We start from the raw sequence: 17,626 nt of genomic DNA, 5'->3' as shown, positions 1-17,626 counted from the left end.
CTACGCGTGGAGCTCAAATCGGGCTACCAGAGCGGGTTCTGGGGTAGTTCGTCCTGTCGCTGCTCAGCGAATCAGCCCACTGAGTAGCCACAGGCCGAGAAATAGCCAGATGATGCCGCCGATGATCGAACGACGTAGAAAGGCGCGAATGGCGGCATAGAGCAACAGCAGGCCAAGCACCAGCACGGCGACACTGAGCAATGAAGGCGCAATGCCGAGCGCCTTGGACATGCCATCGATAAAGCTGCCGATGGCATTGCCGAACAGGCTGAGAAACCCGCTCATGCCCTCGACGATAAAACGGATCAGTTCGCCGAAGGCCTGGCCGAGCCATTCAAAGAAGCTTTCTACTTGCATCTAATAGTCCCTGTGCGCCAAACGCCGGAGCGACGTGGCGGATGGTGGCTGTGCTGGGTCGCACCGCTATGACGGTGCTGTGAATGGAGGCTAGTGTGCCACTCCTTCTTCACGCGCGCAGGCGTATCGGGTGGTCGGCGCGGACGCCAAGTTGCTAAGCGAGTAGGGAAGGCGTTGAGTAAGGCGATTAATCATTGGAGGTTGTGGGTAGTGCGTGTGAGTCTGCGATTCCCTCGGGGCAGGAGCTGGTTGGGCCTTGCGCTACTGCTGTTGGCGACGCTGTGGCTGGCCGACCGGCTGTTCCCCTTGCCCCTGCCCGAAGACGACCTGGCCCGCGTGGTGCTGGCCGAGGATGGCACGCCGCTGTGGCGATTCGCCGACCGTGACGGCGTGTGGCGTTATCCGGTGACGCCGGCCGAGGTCTCGCCCCATTACCTGGAGGCGCTGCTGACCTACGAGGATCGCTGGTTCTACCGCCACCCCGGAATCAATCCCCTGGCCCTGGCCCGCGCCACTTGGCAGAACCTCGCGGGCGGGCGTGTGGTCTCTGGTGGCAGCACCCTGTCGATGCAGGTGGCGCGCTTGCTCGACCCCCATGCGCGCAGCCTGCCCGGCAAGTTCAAGCAGCTGTGGCGCACCCTGCAGCTGGAGTGGCACCTGTCCAAGGACGAGATACTCAGCCTCTATCTCAATCGCGCGCCCTTCGGCGGCACCCTGCAGGGCGTGGCGGCGGCCAGCTGGAGCTACCTGGGCAAGTCGCCTGCCAGCCTGACCCGCGCCGAAGCCGCCCTGCTCGCGGTACTGCCGCAGGCACCCAGTCGCTTGCGCCCGGACCGCCACCCCGAACAGGCCCAGGCGGCGCGCGACAAGGTGCTCAGGCGCCTGGCCCGTTTCGAGGTGTGGCCGCAGTCGCGGGTCAAGGATGCCCTGGAGGAGGCGGTAATCCTCGCCCCGCGGCAAGAACCACGCCTGGCGCCCCTGCTGGCAAGACGGCTGAATACGGCCGGCAGTCCGCCGCTGATCCGCACCACCCTGGATTCCGCCCTGCAAAGGCGCCTGGAGGAACTGCTGCTGGGCTGGCGCGCGCGGCTGCCGGAGCGCACCTCGGCGGCGATTCTGGTGGTCGAGCAACCGAGCATGGCGGTGCGCGCCTACCTCGGCTCGGTGGACCTCGGCGATGCTCGGCGCTTCGGCCACGTCGACATGGTCAACGCCTTGCGTTCGCCCGGCTCGACCCTCAAACCCTTTCTCTACGGCATGGCCCTGGATGCCGGCTTGATCCATTCCGAGTCGCTGTTGCAGGACGTGCCACGGCGTTACGGCGATTACCGCCCGGGCAACTTCGCCGCCGGGTTCAGTGGCGCGGTGTCGGCCAGTCAGGCCTTGGCCAGCTCGCTCAATCTGCCGGCGGTGCAGTTGCTGGAGGCCTACGGACCCAAGCGTTTCGCCGGTGAGCTGCGCGCGGCCGGCGTGCCCCTGGCCCTGCCGCCGCTGGCCGAGCCTAACCTGGCGCTGATCCTCGGTGGCGCCGGCAGTCGCCTGGAAGAGCTGGTCGGCGGCTACAGCGCCTTCGCCCGTGGCGGCAAGGCCGCGCGCCTGCGCTTCCAGCCGCAGGACCCACTCCATGAACGGCGCCTGCTGTCGCCCGGCGCCGCCTGGATAGTCCGGCGCATCCTCAGCGGTCAGGCACGGCCGGATCGCGACCCGCGCGCGCAACTGGTGCAGCGCCCTAGCCTGGCCTGGAAGACCGGCACCAGCTACGGCTTTCGCGACGCCTGGGCCATCGGTGTGGCGCCGCGCCATGTGCTCGGCGTGTGGATAGGCCGGCCCGACGGCACCCCGGTGTCTGGCCAGTTCGGCCTGGCCTCGGCCGCGCCGCTGCTGCTGCAAGTACATGACCTGCTGAGCAACCGCGACAGCCAGCGCGGCCTGGCTGTGCCGGCCGACCCGCAGCCGGCCGAGGTCGGCGTGGCGGCGATCTGTTGGCCACTGGGTCAGCCGTTGGCCAAGCACGACGATAACTGTCGTCGCCAGCGTTTCGCCTGGACCCTGGACGGCACCACGCCGCCGACCTTGCAGGCGTTGGATCAGCCGCTGGGGCTGGGCTTGCAGGAAACCGTCTGGCTCAACGATCAAGGCTTGCGCGTCGATGGCGGCTGCCCAGGCGCCGAAGCGCACCGCGTGGCGTTGTGGCCGGCCCCCTTGGAGCCCTGGTTGCCCCGTCGCGAGCACCGCCGCGCGCGCCTGCCGGCCGTCGACGCCGCCTGCCCACCGCAGCGCGCGCCAGTGGTTGCGCCCTTGTCGATTGTCGGCATCCGCGAAGGCGACCGCCTGCGTCGCCCGGCCGGCAGCGCCGAGCCACTGCGCTTGCGCCTCTCGGCCCTGGGCGGTAGCGGCCGGCGCTGGTGGTTCATCGATGGCCAGCCCGTCGGCGAAACCGCCAACGGAATCGAGTTCACCCATGCCTTCCCGCGTAGCGGCCGGTACCAGCTCAGCGTGCTGGACGAAAGCGACCAGACCGCACGCCTGGAGTTCAGCGTAAATGACTAGAACTGTGAAACTGGTCACCCAAACAACGACTGATGGCTAGGTGCCATATGTTTTAATGCGCGCCGGATTTTCGCTACTCAAAGGACTGAAGGCATGGCGCCTCGTGGTAGTTATTTGGCCGTATGGCTGCTGTTTTTTCTTGCGCCGGTTGTCGCCAGCGAGCAAACAGCGGGTGATCGTGATCTGATTCGCGAACGCCAGGAGCGCCTGCTGCAGGAGCAGCAGCGGCGCCTGGAGGAACTGCAACAACTGCCGGCTGAGGCCGCGCAGTTACCCGTTGAAGCCGTGGAAGCGGAGGAGCGCTGTTTCGAGATTCAGACGCTGAGCCTGACGGGCGCCTCGTTGCTCAGCGAAGCGGACCAAACCGCCATTTTTCAGCCGTTCGCCGGCCAGTGCCTGGGTGTCGGGCAACTCAACCAACTGCTCAAAGTCATCACCAATCACTACATCGCTCGTGGTTATGTGACCACCCGCGCCTATCTGCCGCAGCAGGATCTGGCCGATGGCGAACTGGACGTCATCGTGGTCGAGGGCCAACTCGAAGGCTTGGACAGTTCCGCACTGGCCAGCGAGCGCGAGCTGGCCATGAGTTTTCCGGGGCAGGCGGGCAGCGTGCTCAACCTGCGCGAGCTGGAGCAGCTGGTCGAGCAGCTCAACCGTCTGCCTTCGCGCCAGGCTCAGCTGGAATTGATTCCCGGCGAGCAGGTCGGCGGTAGCCGCGTGCAACTGCAGGGCCAGCGCAGCAAGCCCTGGCGGGTCAGCCTGGCGCGGCACAACGATGGCCAGGCCAGCACCGGCGAGCAGCAGTGGGGGCTGGGCCTGGACTGGGACAGCCCCTTGGGTCTGGCCGATCAGCTGAACCTGCGTGCCGGGCGTGATGCGGTCAGCGACAGCTTTCGCCACTCGCACAACCAGAGCTTCAACTACAGCCTGCCCTACGGTTGGTGGAGCTTCACCTACAGCTACAGCCAGAGTTACTACCGCACCCTCAACGAGGCCAATGGCTTCGCCTTCGACCTGGACGGCGACAGCAAGACCCACGCCCTGCGCGCCGAACGCGTGCTGCACCGCGACAGCCTGAGCAAAACCGCGGTCAATTTCGGCGTCAGCCACCTGCGCACACGCAACTTTATCCTCGGTGATCTGATCGACGTCTCCAGCCAGCGCTTGTCCGAGGCGCAACTGGGCTTCAACCACGGCCGACGCATCGGCAGCGCCTTCGTCAACGCGGATATCGGCTGGCAGCAGGGCATTGGCGCCTTCGACGCGCAGCGCAGTGGTGATCCGCACGGCGGCGAGCCGGTCGCCCACTACAACAAGTACAGCCTGACCCTGAGCTACCTGCAGCCCTTCCAACTATGGGGCGAGTCCCTGAGTTTCGACAGCTTGCTCAGCGGCCAGAAAAGCGAGGATGTGCTGTTCAGCCCGCAACGCATCAGCATCGGCGGGCTCTCTTCGGTACGCGGGTTCAAGGAGCAGTCCCTGTCCGGCGACTCTGGCGGGTACTGGCGCAACCAGCTGCGCTGGCGCCGTGCGGTCAGTTGGGCGCCGCTGCAACCCTGGGTTCAAGAGTACGGCGTGGCGCTGGCCTACGACGTCGGGGCGATCCACGGCGGCCGCCACAACCGCGAACTGCGTGGCCGCCTCAGCGGCAATGCGCTTGAGCTGAGCGCGCGTGGCCAACACCTGGCCGCTTCGCTGACCCTCGCGCAATCACTCGAACGGCCCGATGCCATCGAGCGACAAGAGCATCCGCTGTATTTCCGCGTCGATCTGTTCTTCTGATTCTTTCTGATTCTTTTCTGCTTAATGCCGTGCTGGTTGGAGTTGTAAAACATGGACGTTCGTAGCCCGCTTTTCCAAAACGTTGCCACAGTGCTGATCGGTATTCTGTTTCTCAATCCGATCATCAGCACCGCCGCGCAGGTGACGGTCAATGCGGCTGCGGGCGGCAACACCAGCCTGGACCAGGCCGGCAATGGCGTGCCCATCGTCAACATTGCCACGCCGAATGGCAGCGGCCTGTCGCACAACAGCTTCAGCGACTACAACGTCGGCCAGCAGGGGCTGATCCTCAACAACGCCACCGCGCAGACCCAAGCCACTCAGCTCGGTGGGCTGATCCTCGGTAACCCCAACTTCAAGGGCCAGGCGGCCAACCTGATCCTCAATGAAGTCAATGGCGCCAATCCCAGCCAACTCAAGGGCTATACCGAAGTGGCCGGGCAGGGCGCCCATGTAGTGGTCGCCAACCCGCACGGGATCACCTGCGACGGTTGCGGCTTTATCAACACGCCACGGGTCACCTTGAGCACGGGTAAGCCGCTGCTGGAGAACGGCCGGCTGGAGCGTTTCGACGTCGACGCTGGGCAGATCTCCATCCAGGGCCAGGGCCTCAACGCCAGCAACGTCGACCAGTTCGACCTGATCACCCGCAGCGCCAAGATCAACGCCGAGATCTATGCCAACCAGCTCAACGTCATCGCCGGCCGTAACCAGGTCAAGGCCGACGACCTCGCCGTCACCGCCAAGGCCGCCGACGACAGCGAAAAGCCCCTGCTGGCCATCGACAGCTCCGCCCTCGGCGGTATGTACGCCGGGGCTATCCGCCTGATCGGCACCGAGCAGGGCGTGGGCGTGAAACTGGCCGGCGACATGGCCGCCAGCGCCGGGGATATCCACATCGATGCCAAGGGCCAGCTGAGCCTGGCGCAGGCGACCGCCAGCCAGAACCTGCAGCTCAAGGCCGCCAGCCTGGCGCTGAATGGCAAGGCGTATGCCGGTGCCAGCGTCGCGGTACAGACCCAGGGTGCGCTCAGCCTGGCCAAGGGCCAGAGCCTGGCCGCACGCCAGCGCATCGAACTGCAGGGTGGTCAGCTCGACAACCAGGGCCTGATCGAAGCCGGGGTGAACGCCGACAACAGCCGCAACCTGATCGGCGATGTCGCGCTCAGCGGCCAGAGCCTGCGCAATAGCGGCAGCGTGCTCGCCAGCCGTGCACTCAGCGTCGACACCTCTCAGGCGCTGGATAATCAGGGTGGCACCCTGCGTGGCAAGAGCCAGACCACGATCGAGGCGGCCACGCTGAGCAACGGCAATGGCCGCGTGCTGTCCGAGGGCTCGCTGAACATCGGCGTCGATGAGCTGGAAAACGCTGGCGGCTTGCTCGCCAGCGACAAGGCCTTGAGCGTCACCGCTGGAGCCGGCCTGAACAATCAGGGCGGGGAAATCTCCAGCCAAACCAAGGTCAGCGTCGGCGCCGACAGCCTGGATAACCGCGGCGGCCTGATCGCCGCCGGTAGCCAGCTGGAGGTGACCGCCAGCAGCCTGAACAACAGCGGCAAAGGTACCCTCAGCAGCCAGGGCGACCTGACCGCCACGGTGACGAAGACGCTGGACAACCATGGCGAAGGCGTCCTCTTCAGCCAGGGCGCGCTGAGCGTGCAGGCACAGGCGCTGGATAACAGCCAGGCCGGCGTGTTGTCCAGCCAGGGCAGCCTGAGGGTTACCCAAGCCGCGCTGAACAACCAGGGCGGCATCATCGTCGCCGACCAGCGCTTGAGCCTCGCCAGCGAAAGCCTGGACAACCGCAACGGCGGTCTGGTTAGCGGCAAGGCGGACGTCAGCGTCGAGCTGAATCAGGCGTTGGATAACCGTGGCCAGGGCACCCTGGTCGCCGACGGCACCCTCAAGGTTGGCGCCGCCGAGCTGTTGAACGGCGACCGCGGGCAAGTGGCCGCCAAGGGCGACCTCAAGGTCACAGTCGGCAGCCTGGAGCAGCAGGGCGATGCCTCGACCCAGGCCGGCGAACTGCTCAGCCAGGGCAAACTGACCCTTGTCGCCGAGCGTATCGACAACCGCCAGGGCGGCCTGATCGCCGCGACCCAGGGCCTGGATATCCAGGCCAGCAACAGCCTGCACAACGCTGCCGGGGAAATCTCCACCCAGGGCCAGGCCAGCGTCCGCCTGCAGGCGACTGCCGGGCAGCCCGCTGCGTTGCTGGACAACAGCGGCGCCGGCAGCATCATCGGCGCTCAGGGGCTGGAACTGACCGTGCAGCGCCTGCTCAACAACGCCAAAGGCCTGCTCGCCGGGCGCGACAGCCTGGTGTTGATCGGCGACAGCCTGGATAACAGTGGCGGCGGCACGCTGAGCAGCCAGCAAACCTTGAGCGTGGAATTGACCGGGGCTCTGGCCAACCAGGGCGAGGGCGCGCTGATCAGTGGCGGCAGCCTGACGGTTGGCGCCGCCAGCCTCGACAACAGCGCCGACGGCCTACTCTCCAGCGCCGGCCTGCTCGACCTGAACCGGGGCAGCCTGAACAACCGCGGCGGCAAGTTGATCAGCGATGGCCAGTTGAGCATCGGTAACAGCAGCGTGGACAACCGCGCAAGCGGCGTCATCAGCGCCAAGCAGGCGTTGTCCATCGTCACCGGCCAGCTCGACAACCAGCAAAAAGGCCTGATCACCGGCGACGCCGGCCTGACCTTGGTAACGGGTCAGCTGAATAACCACGATCAGGGCCGTATTGCCGGTAAAGGCAGCGTGCACGTCAGCGCCAGCGGCCTCGACCAGCACAGCGGCGGTGAGCTGGTCAGCGAAACCGCGTTGACCCTCGACCTTAACAGCGGCGTACTGAACAACCGCGATCAGGGCCTGATCGCCACGCCCGGCGCCCTGCTGCTGCACAACCTGGGCAGGGTCGACAACGGCGCTGGCGGTGAAATCTCCAGCGCCCAGGGCTTTGTGCTGAAGGCCAGCGAGCTGGACAACAGCGCCGGCCGCATCATCAGTGGCCAGGCACTGCAACTGCAGATCACCCAGGCGCTGCTGAACAACCTCAAGGGTGTGTTGTCCGCCGTCGGCCCGCTCAGCGTCACCGCCGCCAGCCTGGACAACTCCGGCGCCGGCGTGCTGGCCAGCCAGGGTGATCTCGAGGTCACGCTGACCGGCATGCTGGACAACCACGACCAGGGCCTGATCTCCGCGGGCCAGGTGCTGACTGTCGACAGCGCCTCGCTGGACAATTCCGCCCAAGGCCTGCTGGCCAGCGGCGGCGCCCTGACGCTGGCTAGCGGCGCAGTGGATAACCAAGGCGGCACGCTGGCCAGCCAGGCCAACCTGAATGCGACCAGCGCCGACCTGGATAACCGCGGCGGGGTGCTCAGCAGTCAGCAGCAGCTGAGCCTGATCGCGGCCGCCGTCGATAACCGTGACGCTGGGCTGATCACCAGTGCGGCCGGCCTCAGCCTGAGTGCCGACAGCCTCGACTCCAGCCGCGATCTCGCCGCACTGGGCGGCGAAGTCTCGGCCAAGCAGGCGCTGAGCCTGACGGTGGCCAAGCTGATTCAGCAACAGGGGCGGCTGATCGGCGAAGCCGGGGTCAGCCTGAACCTGCTTAACGGCGACCTGGATAACCGTGGCGGGCTGATATCCGCCACGGGTCCGCTAACCGTGCTCAACCTGGGCAAGCTGGATAACCGCGACGCGGGCGAAGTCTCCAGCAACCAGAGCTACAGCCTCAACGCCGACGCGATCGACAACGGCGACCAGGGTCGCTTGATCAGCGCCGGCAGCCTCAGCCTCGACCTGGGCAGCGGCACGCTGCGCAACGCCGGCGGCGGGCTGGTCTCCGGCTGGCAGGGCCTGACGGTGAACGCCGGCAACCTGGACAACCGTGCCAAGGGCACCCTGTCCAGCCGCGACGGTGCGCTCAAGATCGAACTGAGCGGCGCCACGCGCGCGCTGAACAACAGCGACGAAGGCGCGCTGGTCAGCCAGGGCGCACTCGAGGTGATCGCCGGTAGCCTGGACAACAGCGCCAAGGGCATTGTCTCCAGCGCCAGCGACCTCAACCTGACCCTCACGGGCACGCTGGATAACCACGCCGGCGGCTTGATCGACAGCCAGGGTAGGTTGACGGCAACGGCCGGCGCGGTGGACAACCAGGCCGGGCAAATCAGCAGCCAGCAGGCGGCGCTGTTGACCGCCGCCAGCCTGGACAACCGCGGCGGGCAGTTGTCCAGCGCGGCAGCATTGACCCTGAGCCTGATCGACAAACTGAGCAACGCCAACCAGGGTCAGGTGGCCAGCGCCGGCCCGCTGCTGCTCCAGGCCGCAGCGATCGACAACCAGGGCGGCAGCCTGATCAGCCAGGATCTACTGCGCATCACCGGCAGTAGCCTGAACAACGCGGGCGGCGGCACCCTGGCCGCGCGCAACGCTCTCGACATGGTGCTGACGGGCGGTGCGCTGAACAACAGCGGCGACGGCCTGATCCTCAGCGAACAGGGCAGCCTCGCCATCCAGGCACAGAGCCTGAACAACCACGGCGGCGTGCTGAGCAGCCAGCAAGACCTGACGCTGAGCCTGGACGGCAAACTGGACAACCAGGGCGGGCGCATCGAGAGCCAGGCCGGCAACCTCGACCTGCAAAAAACCAGCGCAGTAGACAACAGTGGCGGTGTGCTCAATAGCCTCACCGGCTGGCTGAAGCTGGTCAGCAGCGGGCTGTTCGACAACGACGCCGGCACCACCCAGGCGCAGGCGCTGGAGATCACCGCCACCGGCGTCGACAACCGCGCCGGCCATCTCTCAGCCCTGGCCGGCGATACTCGTATCACTGCTACCGGCGCCACCTTCAATAACCAGGGCGGTGGCCTCTATGCGCACCAGCTGCTCAAGGTCATCGCCAGCGACTTCAACAACCAGGGCGCCGCGCAAGACCTGGGCGGCAAGGTGGCTGCCGCCGCGATCGACTTCAGCCTCTCCGGCACCCTGAACAACCAGTACGGCCTTGTGGAAAGCGCCAGCGATTTGCAACTGAGCGCCGCCAGCATCGACAACCAACATGGCAGCCTGCGCGCCTTGGGCCAGACCGGCACCACGCACCTCGGCAGCAGCAGTCTGCTGAACAACCAAGACGGCGTGATTGAAACCGCCAACGCCGACCTGCAACTGGACGTCAGCAGTTTGCACAACAGCGACGGGCGTATTCAGCACCTGGGTAGCGGCGGCTTCGGTCTCTCGGCGGCCAACGTCACCCAGGCCGGCGGCAGCCTGATCAGCAACGGTCTGCTTAACATCAGCGCCGCCAGTTGGGTGAACAGCAGCGTGCTGCAAGCCGGCCAGTTGGTGCTGAGCATCGGCAGCTTCACCCAGACCGCCAGCGGCCAACTGTTGGCCAGCCAATCGTTCATCGGCACTGGCACTAGCTGGGTCAATGACGGCCTGCTGGCCAGCGACGGTGACTTCAGCTTGAACCTCAGCGGTGCCTACAGCGGTACTGGTCAGCTCAGCAGCCTCGGCGCTCTGAGCCTCAGCGCCGCCAGCATCGACCTCGCCAGCAGCGCGCGCATCGTCGGCGGTGGGCTGACCACGGTCAGTGCCGACGGCCTGCTGAGCAATCGCGGCAAACTGACCTCGGCCGGCGATTTGACGGCGCGCGCCGGCACCTTGAATAACTACGCCACCCTGGGCAGTGCAGAAAAACTAAGCCTGTACGCGCCGACCTTGTTGAATGAAAACGGCCTGATCTTTAGTGGCGCGGACATGGCGTTGCGTAGCAGCAGCCTCACCAACCTCAAGGCCGATATTTATAGCTTGGGCGAATTGAGCATCGCCAAGGATGACGCCGGCAATCAGCTGGATTTGTTGGAGAACCGTTCTGGCAGCATCGAGTCGCTGGGTGACATGAGCCTTCGCGCGGCGGTGTTCAGCAACCGTAAAGAGCTTTTCTCAACGGGCCAAACGCTAACCTACGGCTTTATCCATGTGGTCTGCTATGACTGTGGCGGGGACCATCACAACGTCGATTACGTAGCCACTGAACGTTTCGACACCACGGTGGAAGAGGACTCCGCGGCCGCGCAAATATACAGCGGCGGCGACCTCGCTATTCAGGGCGGCAGCATCGTCAATCGCTACAGTAGCCTGGCCGCCGCTGGCGATATAGTGATCAGCGCCACTACCCTGGCAAACACCGGTGCAGCCTTGGGTAATGCCGAGCGCGTACGGCGATTCAATACCGGGCGTGTCACCGACGGCACCGACGAGCGCTTTCGCGCCAACTATATCAACCCCTACAACGCCCTCCCCTTGCCCAAAGAGGTACCGGGCGCGCTCTACAGCTTCACTCTGGTCAGCGATATCGAGACCCAGACCAATACGGGTATCGGCGCGGCGGCGATCATCCAGGCTGGCGGCAATGTCTCGATCCAGGCGGCGCAGACCCTGGAAAACAGCGTGGTCCGTGAGGATCACCTGCAAAGTGGCGGAGCTAATCGAGTCGCTGATACAGCCGCCCAAGGCACCGGCACCACCCTTGTGGTCCAGCTTAATCCGCAGCTACCCCCAGATCTGCAACAGCAACAGGTCAACCCCCTGACCCTGCCCGGCTTTAGCCTACCGCAAGGCGACAACGGCCTGTTCCGCCTAAGTGGGCAGAGCGCCGTCGATAGTGCTGCGAGCAGCGTTCAAGGCGCAGCGGGCGGCAACATCCAGGTCGCGCGCGGCGTGAGCGTTGGCGACAGTGAACGGACCCAGGGTTACGCTGGCAGCCAAGGCAGTGCCTTCAGCATTACGACCCAGAACGGATCAACGCCCGGTGCGACACATACAGCCGTTGCCGGGCAGGCCGTGCAAACCGTTGCGGGCCTGCCCGGCGTCAATGCGTCGAGCAAACCGCATCGATATCTGATCGAAACCAACCCCGAGCTGACCAGCCTCAAGCAGTTCCTCGGCTCCGACTACCTGCTCGGCAAACTTGGCTACACCCCGGACAACACCCAGAAGCGTCTGGGCGATGGCCTCTACGAGCAACGCCTGATCCGCGCGGCCATCGTCGCCCGCACCGGCCAGCGTTTCCTCGCCGGTATGAACAGCGACGAGGCGATGTTCCGCTACCTGATGGACAACGCCATCGCCAGCAAGCAGGCGCTGAATCTGTCTGTGGGTGTTTCTCTGAGCGCCGAGCAGGTCGCGGCGTTGACCCACGATATCGTCTGGATGGAAGAGTACGAGGTGGCCGGCGAGCAGGTGCTGGTGCCGGTGCTCTACCTGGCCCAGGCCGAGGGCCGGTTGGCGCCCAGTGGCGCGCTGATCCAGGGCCGCGATGTAGCGCTGATCTCCGGCGGCGAGCTGATCAATACCGGCACCCTGCGCGCCAGCAATAACCTCAATATCACCGCCAATAACATCAGCAACAGTGGGCTGATGCAGGCGAATGAGCGGTTGTCCCTGCTCGCCACGGACAGTATCCGCAATGCCCAGGGTGGCATCATCAGCGGTCGGGATGTCCGTGCCATCGCCCTGACCGGCGATATCCTCAACGAGCGCAGCATCACTCAAGAGCGCCGCAGCGGCCGGGACTTCAGTCAGCTCAGCAGCGTGGTCGACAGCGCCGCGCGGATCGAGGCGAGCAACGGCCTGAGCCTGTCGGCCGGGCGCGATATCCAGAACATTGGCGGTGTGCTCTCGGCTGGCGGGCTTGGTCAACTGACCGCCGGGCGCGATGTGGTCATCGCCTCTGCGACCGAAGAGCAAGGCCGGATGCGCAAGGACAAGCGCCACTTCTGGAGCAACTCCAGCGGTACTCAGCACGCCAGTAGCGTGCAGGTTGGCGGTGATCTCAGTGTCGAGGCCGGCCAGGACCTGGCGGTAATCGCCAGCAGGGTCAAGGCGGGTGGGGATATTGCCCTGGCTGCCGGGCGTGATGTGGTGATCGCGGCGGCGGCCAACGAAAGCAGCAGCGAGTACCGCTACAGCAGAAGCAAAAAGAAGATTCACCAAGAGAATGCCCAGGTACGCCAGCAAGCAGCCGAGATTGAGGCGGGCGGGAACCTGGCCATCGTTTCGGGCAAAGGCCTCACCGTGAGCGCCAGTCGCTTGGAAGCCGGCGACGAAGCCTACCTCTATGCCGGCAACGATTTGAATCTATTAGCAGAGTCGAATCGTGACTACAGCTTCTATTCAAAAATGAAGAAAAAGAGCGGTTCGTTTGGCAGTAGCAGTAAAAAAAGCACGCTGGATGAAAGCGAAGTCATTAGTGCAGTGGGTTCGAGTATTGTCGCCGGCAGTGCTGTGCTGGTCGCCGGGCATGACCTGAATGTCAAGGGCAGCGCAGTCGAGTCGAGCACCGGCGATGTCAGCTTGCTGGCGGCCAATGACATTCGGATCGGGCATGTGCTCGATAGCACAGCGACCATGCACGCCAGCAGCTCTAGCAAAAGCAGCTGGGGCGGGCTGAAGTCCGGCAAGGCAAAGCGCGAGGTCACAGAGTCGCAGACTCAGGCGGTCGGCAGCTTGATCTCTGGCGACAACGTCAACGTACAGGCCGGCCGCGATGTACAGATAACAGCCTCTGGAGTGGTCAGTACTCAAGACCTGAATATTCTCGCCGGTCGCGATCTTACGGTTGACGCTGCCGCCAACACCTTTACTCGAGACGAGAAATACAAGGCCAAGAGCCGTGATCTGAGCGGCATTGCGACGGCCAACAATCTCGGGCTAGACGACATTACCGGCAACCAGCATCTGTCGATCAGCAAGCAGAAGGGCAACAGCAAGGCCGCAGAAGTCACCTTGACCGGCAGTACGCTCGGCTCGAGCGAAGGCAGCGTGACGCTGACCGCCGGACGCAAGATTGGCGTTATCGCCAGCGATCTTGTCAGCACTCAGGACATGACCCTGACCGCGTCGGACGTCACCATTGCCGCCGGTATTGAAACGGCCAAACAGAGCAGCAAGAGTGGTTCAAACAGCTTAGCGGTTGGACGAGTGGTGGGCGGTACAGTCGTCGATACGGTGCAGAGCATCTACGACAGTGCGAAGGCTGCAAGCGAAGCCGATGATGACCGCCTCAAGGCGGTCAAGGGAGCCCAGGCACTTCTGTCAGCCTATTCGGCCGTGCAGCAAGGGAGCAGCGCCGCGGCGAATATTGCCGACGGCAAACCCGCTAACAGCAGCGGCTCGCTGATCAAGATTGGCACTGAACTGGCCCACACGCGAAGTAAAAGTAGCAGTGAGTACAGCAGCGAACAGGTCAAGCAGTCGAACCTCAGCAGTGGTGGCTCGCTCAGCATCGTGGCCTCTGGTGCCGAAGCTTCGACGCAAGGCGATATCCACGTCATCGGCAGCGGCCTCAAGGCCGCGGAAACCCAATTGCTGGCCAAGCGCGACGTCATTCTTGAGAGCGCACAAAACCGCAGCGAGTGGGATAACAATGACAAGACCAACCGCACCAGCATCGGCGCCAGCTTCAATATCGGTCAGCAGAATGGCTTCACCCTCGACCTGGGGGCGAAGGCGGCCATTGGTACCGGCAAAGGTCATGAACTGACTCAGGTCAACAGCACGTTGGATACCGGCACGCTGCTACTGGTCAGTGGCCAGGACACTACCCTGGCCGGCGCGCAGATCCGTGCCGACAACGTGCAAGCCGCCATCGGCGGTGACCTGAATATCGTCTCGCGCCAGGATGAAGCCAAGAGTAACAATGAGCAGAAGAGCGCCGGGTTCGGCGGCAGCATCTGCGTACCGCCGTTTTGCTACGGCGCCACCGTCACGGCCAGTGGGAGTTTGGCCGCGGGTAACACCAGCACCCTCTACCAGGCGGTGACCGAACAGAGCGGTATCTATGCCGGACAGGGTGGCTATGACATCAGCGTTGCCGATACCACCCGCCTGCACGGGGCGGTGATCGCCAGCGAGGCAGCGGCGGATAAGAATCGCCTGAGCACCGAGCGCCTGGAACACAGCGATATCCGCAATCGCAGCGAGATCGAGAGCCAGTCCGCTAGCCTGAGCGTGTCTTATAGCTCCGGCGGTACCACCAAGGGCGGCGAAGATGGAGATATTAAAGCGCTTTCCTCGCTGGGTGGCGGTTTGCCGCTGGCGCTGGAAGACTCGGACCGCAGCACTACACGCAGTGCCATCAGCCCAGGCTCTATCGAGGTGCGCAGCGCCGCCGGCGCACAGGACCTGGATGGTCTGAGCCGCAATACCACCGGTGCCAACCAGCTACTCGACCGCCCGGACGAAAAAGCCATGCAAGAGCGCATGGACCTGATCCAGAGCACGGTGGCGCTGGGCCAGAGCGTGGTTTCGACCATCTCACAGGCCAAGCAGAAGGCCGCGCAGGAGAAGTTCACCCAGGCGGACAAAACGGGGTCGCTAGAGGATGTCGCCGCGGCAAACGCTGCCATCGAGGACGCCAAGAAGTGGGACGTTGGCGGCGACAAGCGCTTGTTCGCCGATATCGCCACCGGTCTACTGGCCGCCGGCCTGGGGGGCACGGGCGGTGGCACCTCGGAGGGTATTGTGGCCAACACCACGGCCGCCGATACCTTCAACCAAATCGGCGACTACGCGGACAAGAAGCATAGCGAAGCAACGGATGAAACGAGCAAGGCCGCCTGGGATGAGGGCGGGATTGCACGCGTCTTGTTGCACGCCACCGCCGGCGCCATTCAGGGCTTGGCCGGTGGCAGTGTAGCGAGCAGTGCACTGGGTGCTGGTGCATCCGCCGCTTTGATGCCAGCGATTGGTGACGCGCTGAAAGATAGCGGGCTAAACGAGGCGGACAGCAAGGCCGTCGCCACCTTGATCGCGACCGGAATGGGCGTTGCGGCGGGGTCTGGTGGTGGTCTGACCGGGCAAGTTGCGGCAGGCAACAGTGCTGCCGGGGTGGAGTTGTATAACCGGCAGTTGCATCCGGATGAGCGGATGCTCATCGAGAAACAAGCCAAGGTGCTGGCTAAAGAGAAAGGCATCAGTGAGGAGGAAGCGACTCGTCGTTTAGCGGCCGTCTTTGCCTATTACACGGATGCTGACTGGCAGCAAACCATTGCCGGGCGCGAAATATTCGATTCGTCGACCTTGGTCCATTTAGGGATCGCCCTGGCTCCGCTTGGAAACCGCTATGACGTCGCCGCCGCAGAAGGCGACGTGCCAATGCTTATTGATTTGAGTAGGCCTTATACGGCTGCTGAAACTCTACGACTTTTGCAGAACTACCAGCTCAACCATACGGATTTCTATGACCCGCTGGTGAATGCAGATTCTTTAGTGAGCTATACCCCTGAAGGATGGGCGCAGAATGACTTTTACCGGAAGTATCTGAATTACTACTCAGGTAGCGGTGTGTTGCCAGGGCTGTGGGGTGCGGCCCAAGGTACAGGTGCAGCGGTAGACAAAACGGCAAGCAATCTTTACGGTGTTGGCAAGAGCTTAGTGGGTGACTTTACGGGCACTAGTTCGCTACTGGTTAACGGCACGCTGCAAAGTATTTCCAAACCGGATGAATTGCTTAAAGCCTTTAACCAAGCGAAGACCGAAGCGGATGCCCAGGCGTTTCTGTATCAACTGCAGGGTAATCCGGAGGCGGCTGCTAAGGTTGATGCGCAGTGGGCAACTGAGTTTGCGTTGAATTTTGTAGCGCTGAATCGGGTTGGAGGTGTTGGTAAGGCGGCTGCAGGAGATGGTGCAAAAGCAACTGGTCCAGTGAATAATGCCAGCACAACCAGTACGGCAAACTCTGGGACGCATGCGGGCGCTGCCGATGCTGAGGCAGGTTTAAATACACCATTAATTTCATCAAGTTCACCCTTTAATACCAAAGGAGTTAATCCAGATTTGCCTTCAGTTCAATCGGTTAGAGCTGATTTATACAGTGAATATAAAGCTGCAGACTTATCTGATGATTTAGCAAAAAATTTAGCTGACGGAAATATTAAGTCGGGCTCAACTGTTCCTATAAAGCGTGATATTGATCAAGGTGAAGCCCTCTATAAGTTTGTGTCGGCAAATAATGTGCCAGGCCGTTCTTCGTACTACTTTACGAAGTCGGAAGTTGAGTATTTCAAAAATAACCCGGAAAAGTTGGCACAAGAGGCAGGGTTGCCCTATAAGAATTTTGTAGGCAGCTACGATGTGTACGCCATTAAGCCAAGGCCAGGCACAAGGCCTGTTGTATTTGAAAGTAAAGTTGCTGAGATTCAAGAGGGCGGTTACACCGCTAAAGGTGGCGCAAGCCAAACTATTGTTCCCAATCTAAAAAACTGGAGCGTCCCTGAAAAGGTAGATGTTCTTAGGGTGTACGGAAATGAATAAGTCTGAGAAAATGTTCACGCAAGAGCAAGTTAGGCTGTTAAAAAATAGTGCTGAAAAACTGAAATTAGCTCTTTGTAATTCAAAAGATCCGATGGCCGCTGAGTTTTTGAGTGGTGAGCTAGGAGAAATTATTGAGCAAGTTCTAGCTAGTGACTCAATTTCACCAGTTGATGATATTCCGCATTTCGAGAAAATGACTAGGGACTATCTTCCTGATGTGGAGGAAGAGTATTTTGAGTTTTATAGTTTGGCCAAATATGGAAAGCCAGCTTATGAAAGTTAAAAGAGAAAAAAGGGGGCAGAGAAAAAAGGGGACAGATTTATTTTTCCAAGCTGAGCTAGGCTTGTAGGTTCTAAGGATGGAGGATTATTTATGCCCAGGATGGAAGGAAAAAGGGGACACCCATTAGCCGGTCCTACGTCAAGATCCAAAGCCTACCCGCCCTGCTTTTTTAACAGCAGGGTGTTCCCGTTGCTAAACCTGATCAGTTGAACCGATCGAACCCGTTTTCTCATTTGTGGCTACGACCGAGTCGCGCCAGTCACCCATATGGATCAAGCGGTGGTAATGCTTCCAGTACCGCCCTGGCGGTAACCCGCCCCAGAGAAA

The 17,626-nt window shown here is 62.7% G+C and carries 5 protein-coding genes; 4 read left to right on the top strand and 1 reads right to left on the bottom strand.

Translation table 11 applies throughout. The features are described 5' to 3' along the window. Window positions 1-63: 63 nt before the first annotated feature. The gene (locus FBY03_RS02270) at window positions 64-357 is read right to left on the bottom strand and encodes a hypothetical protein (RefSeq protein WP_147170580.1); all 294 of its coding nucleotides are present in this window, start codon (window positions 355-357) and stop codon (window positions 64-66) included. Window positions 358-606: 249 nt separating this feature from the next. Here FBY03_RS02270 and pbpC point away from each other — a divergent pair, with 249 nt between their 5' ends. From pbpC to FBY03_RS02250, 4 genes are all read left to right on the top strand, one after another. After that, window positions 607-2,907 carry a peptidoglycan glycosyltransferase PbpC gene (pbpC, locus tag FBY03_RS02265; RefSeq protein WP_256677834.1) on the top strand — a complete coding sequence of 767 codons (2,301 nt, stop codon included), beginning with the start codon at window positions 607-609 and terminating at the stop codon, window positions 2,905-2,907. A 93-nt stretch (window positions 2,908-3,000) separates the two neighbouring features. Next, window positions 3,001-4,692 carry a ShlB/FhaC/HecB family hemolysin secretion/activation protein gene (locus FBY03_RS02260; RefSeq protein ID WP_147170579.1) on the top strand — a complete coding sequence of 564 codons (1,692 nt, stop codon included), beginning with the start codon at window positions 3,001-3,003 and terminating at the stop codon, window positions 4,690-4,692. Between the two features lie 51 nt (window positions 4,693-4,743). After that, window positions 4,744-17,016 (top strand): hemagglutinin repeat-containing protein, encoded by a 12,273-nt coding sequence (locus FBY03_RS02255; protein ID WP_147170578.1) that lies wholly within the window; start codon window positions 4,744-4,746, stop codon window positions 17,014-17,016. After that, a complete protein-coding gene (locus FBY03_RS02250; RefSeq protein WP_147170577.1) occupies window positions 17,009-17,299 on the top strand; it encodes a hypothetical protein in 291 nt (96 codons plus the stop codon). The genes FBY03_RS02255 and FBY03_RS02250 overlap by 8 nt, the downstream gene beginning before the upstream one ends. Window positions 17,300-17,626: the final 327 nt, after the last annotated feature.

It is taken from the genome of Pseudomonas sp. SJZ079, from assembly GCF_007993865.1.
GTDB lineage: Bacteria > Pseudomonadota > Gammaproteobacteria > Pseudomonadales > Pseudomonadaceae > Aquipseudomonas.
This window is presented reverse-complemented; position numbering and strand designations above follow the sequence as displayed.

Bases quoted from the DNA above. Each gene is read 5' to 3' on its own strand.
- FBY03_RS02250 (WP_147170577.1), top strand. From the start codon at position 17,009: ATGAATAAGTCTGAGAAAATGTTCACGCAAGAGCAAGTTAGGCTGTTA.
- FBY03_RS02260 (WP_147170579.1), top strand. From the start codon at position 3,001: ATGGCGCCTCGTGGTAGTTATTTGGCCGTATGGCTGCTGTTTTTTCTT.
- FBY03_RS02255 (WP_147170578.1), top strand. From the start codon at position 4,744: ATGGACGTTCGTAGCCCGCTTTTCCAAAACGTTGCCACAGTGCTGATC.
- FBY03_RS02270 (WP_147170580.1), bottom strand. From the start codon at position 357: ATGCAAGTAGAAAGCTTCTTTGAATGGCTCGGCCAGGCCTTCGGCGAA.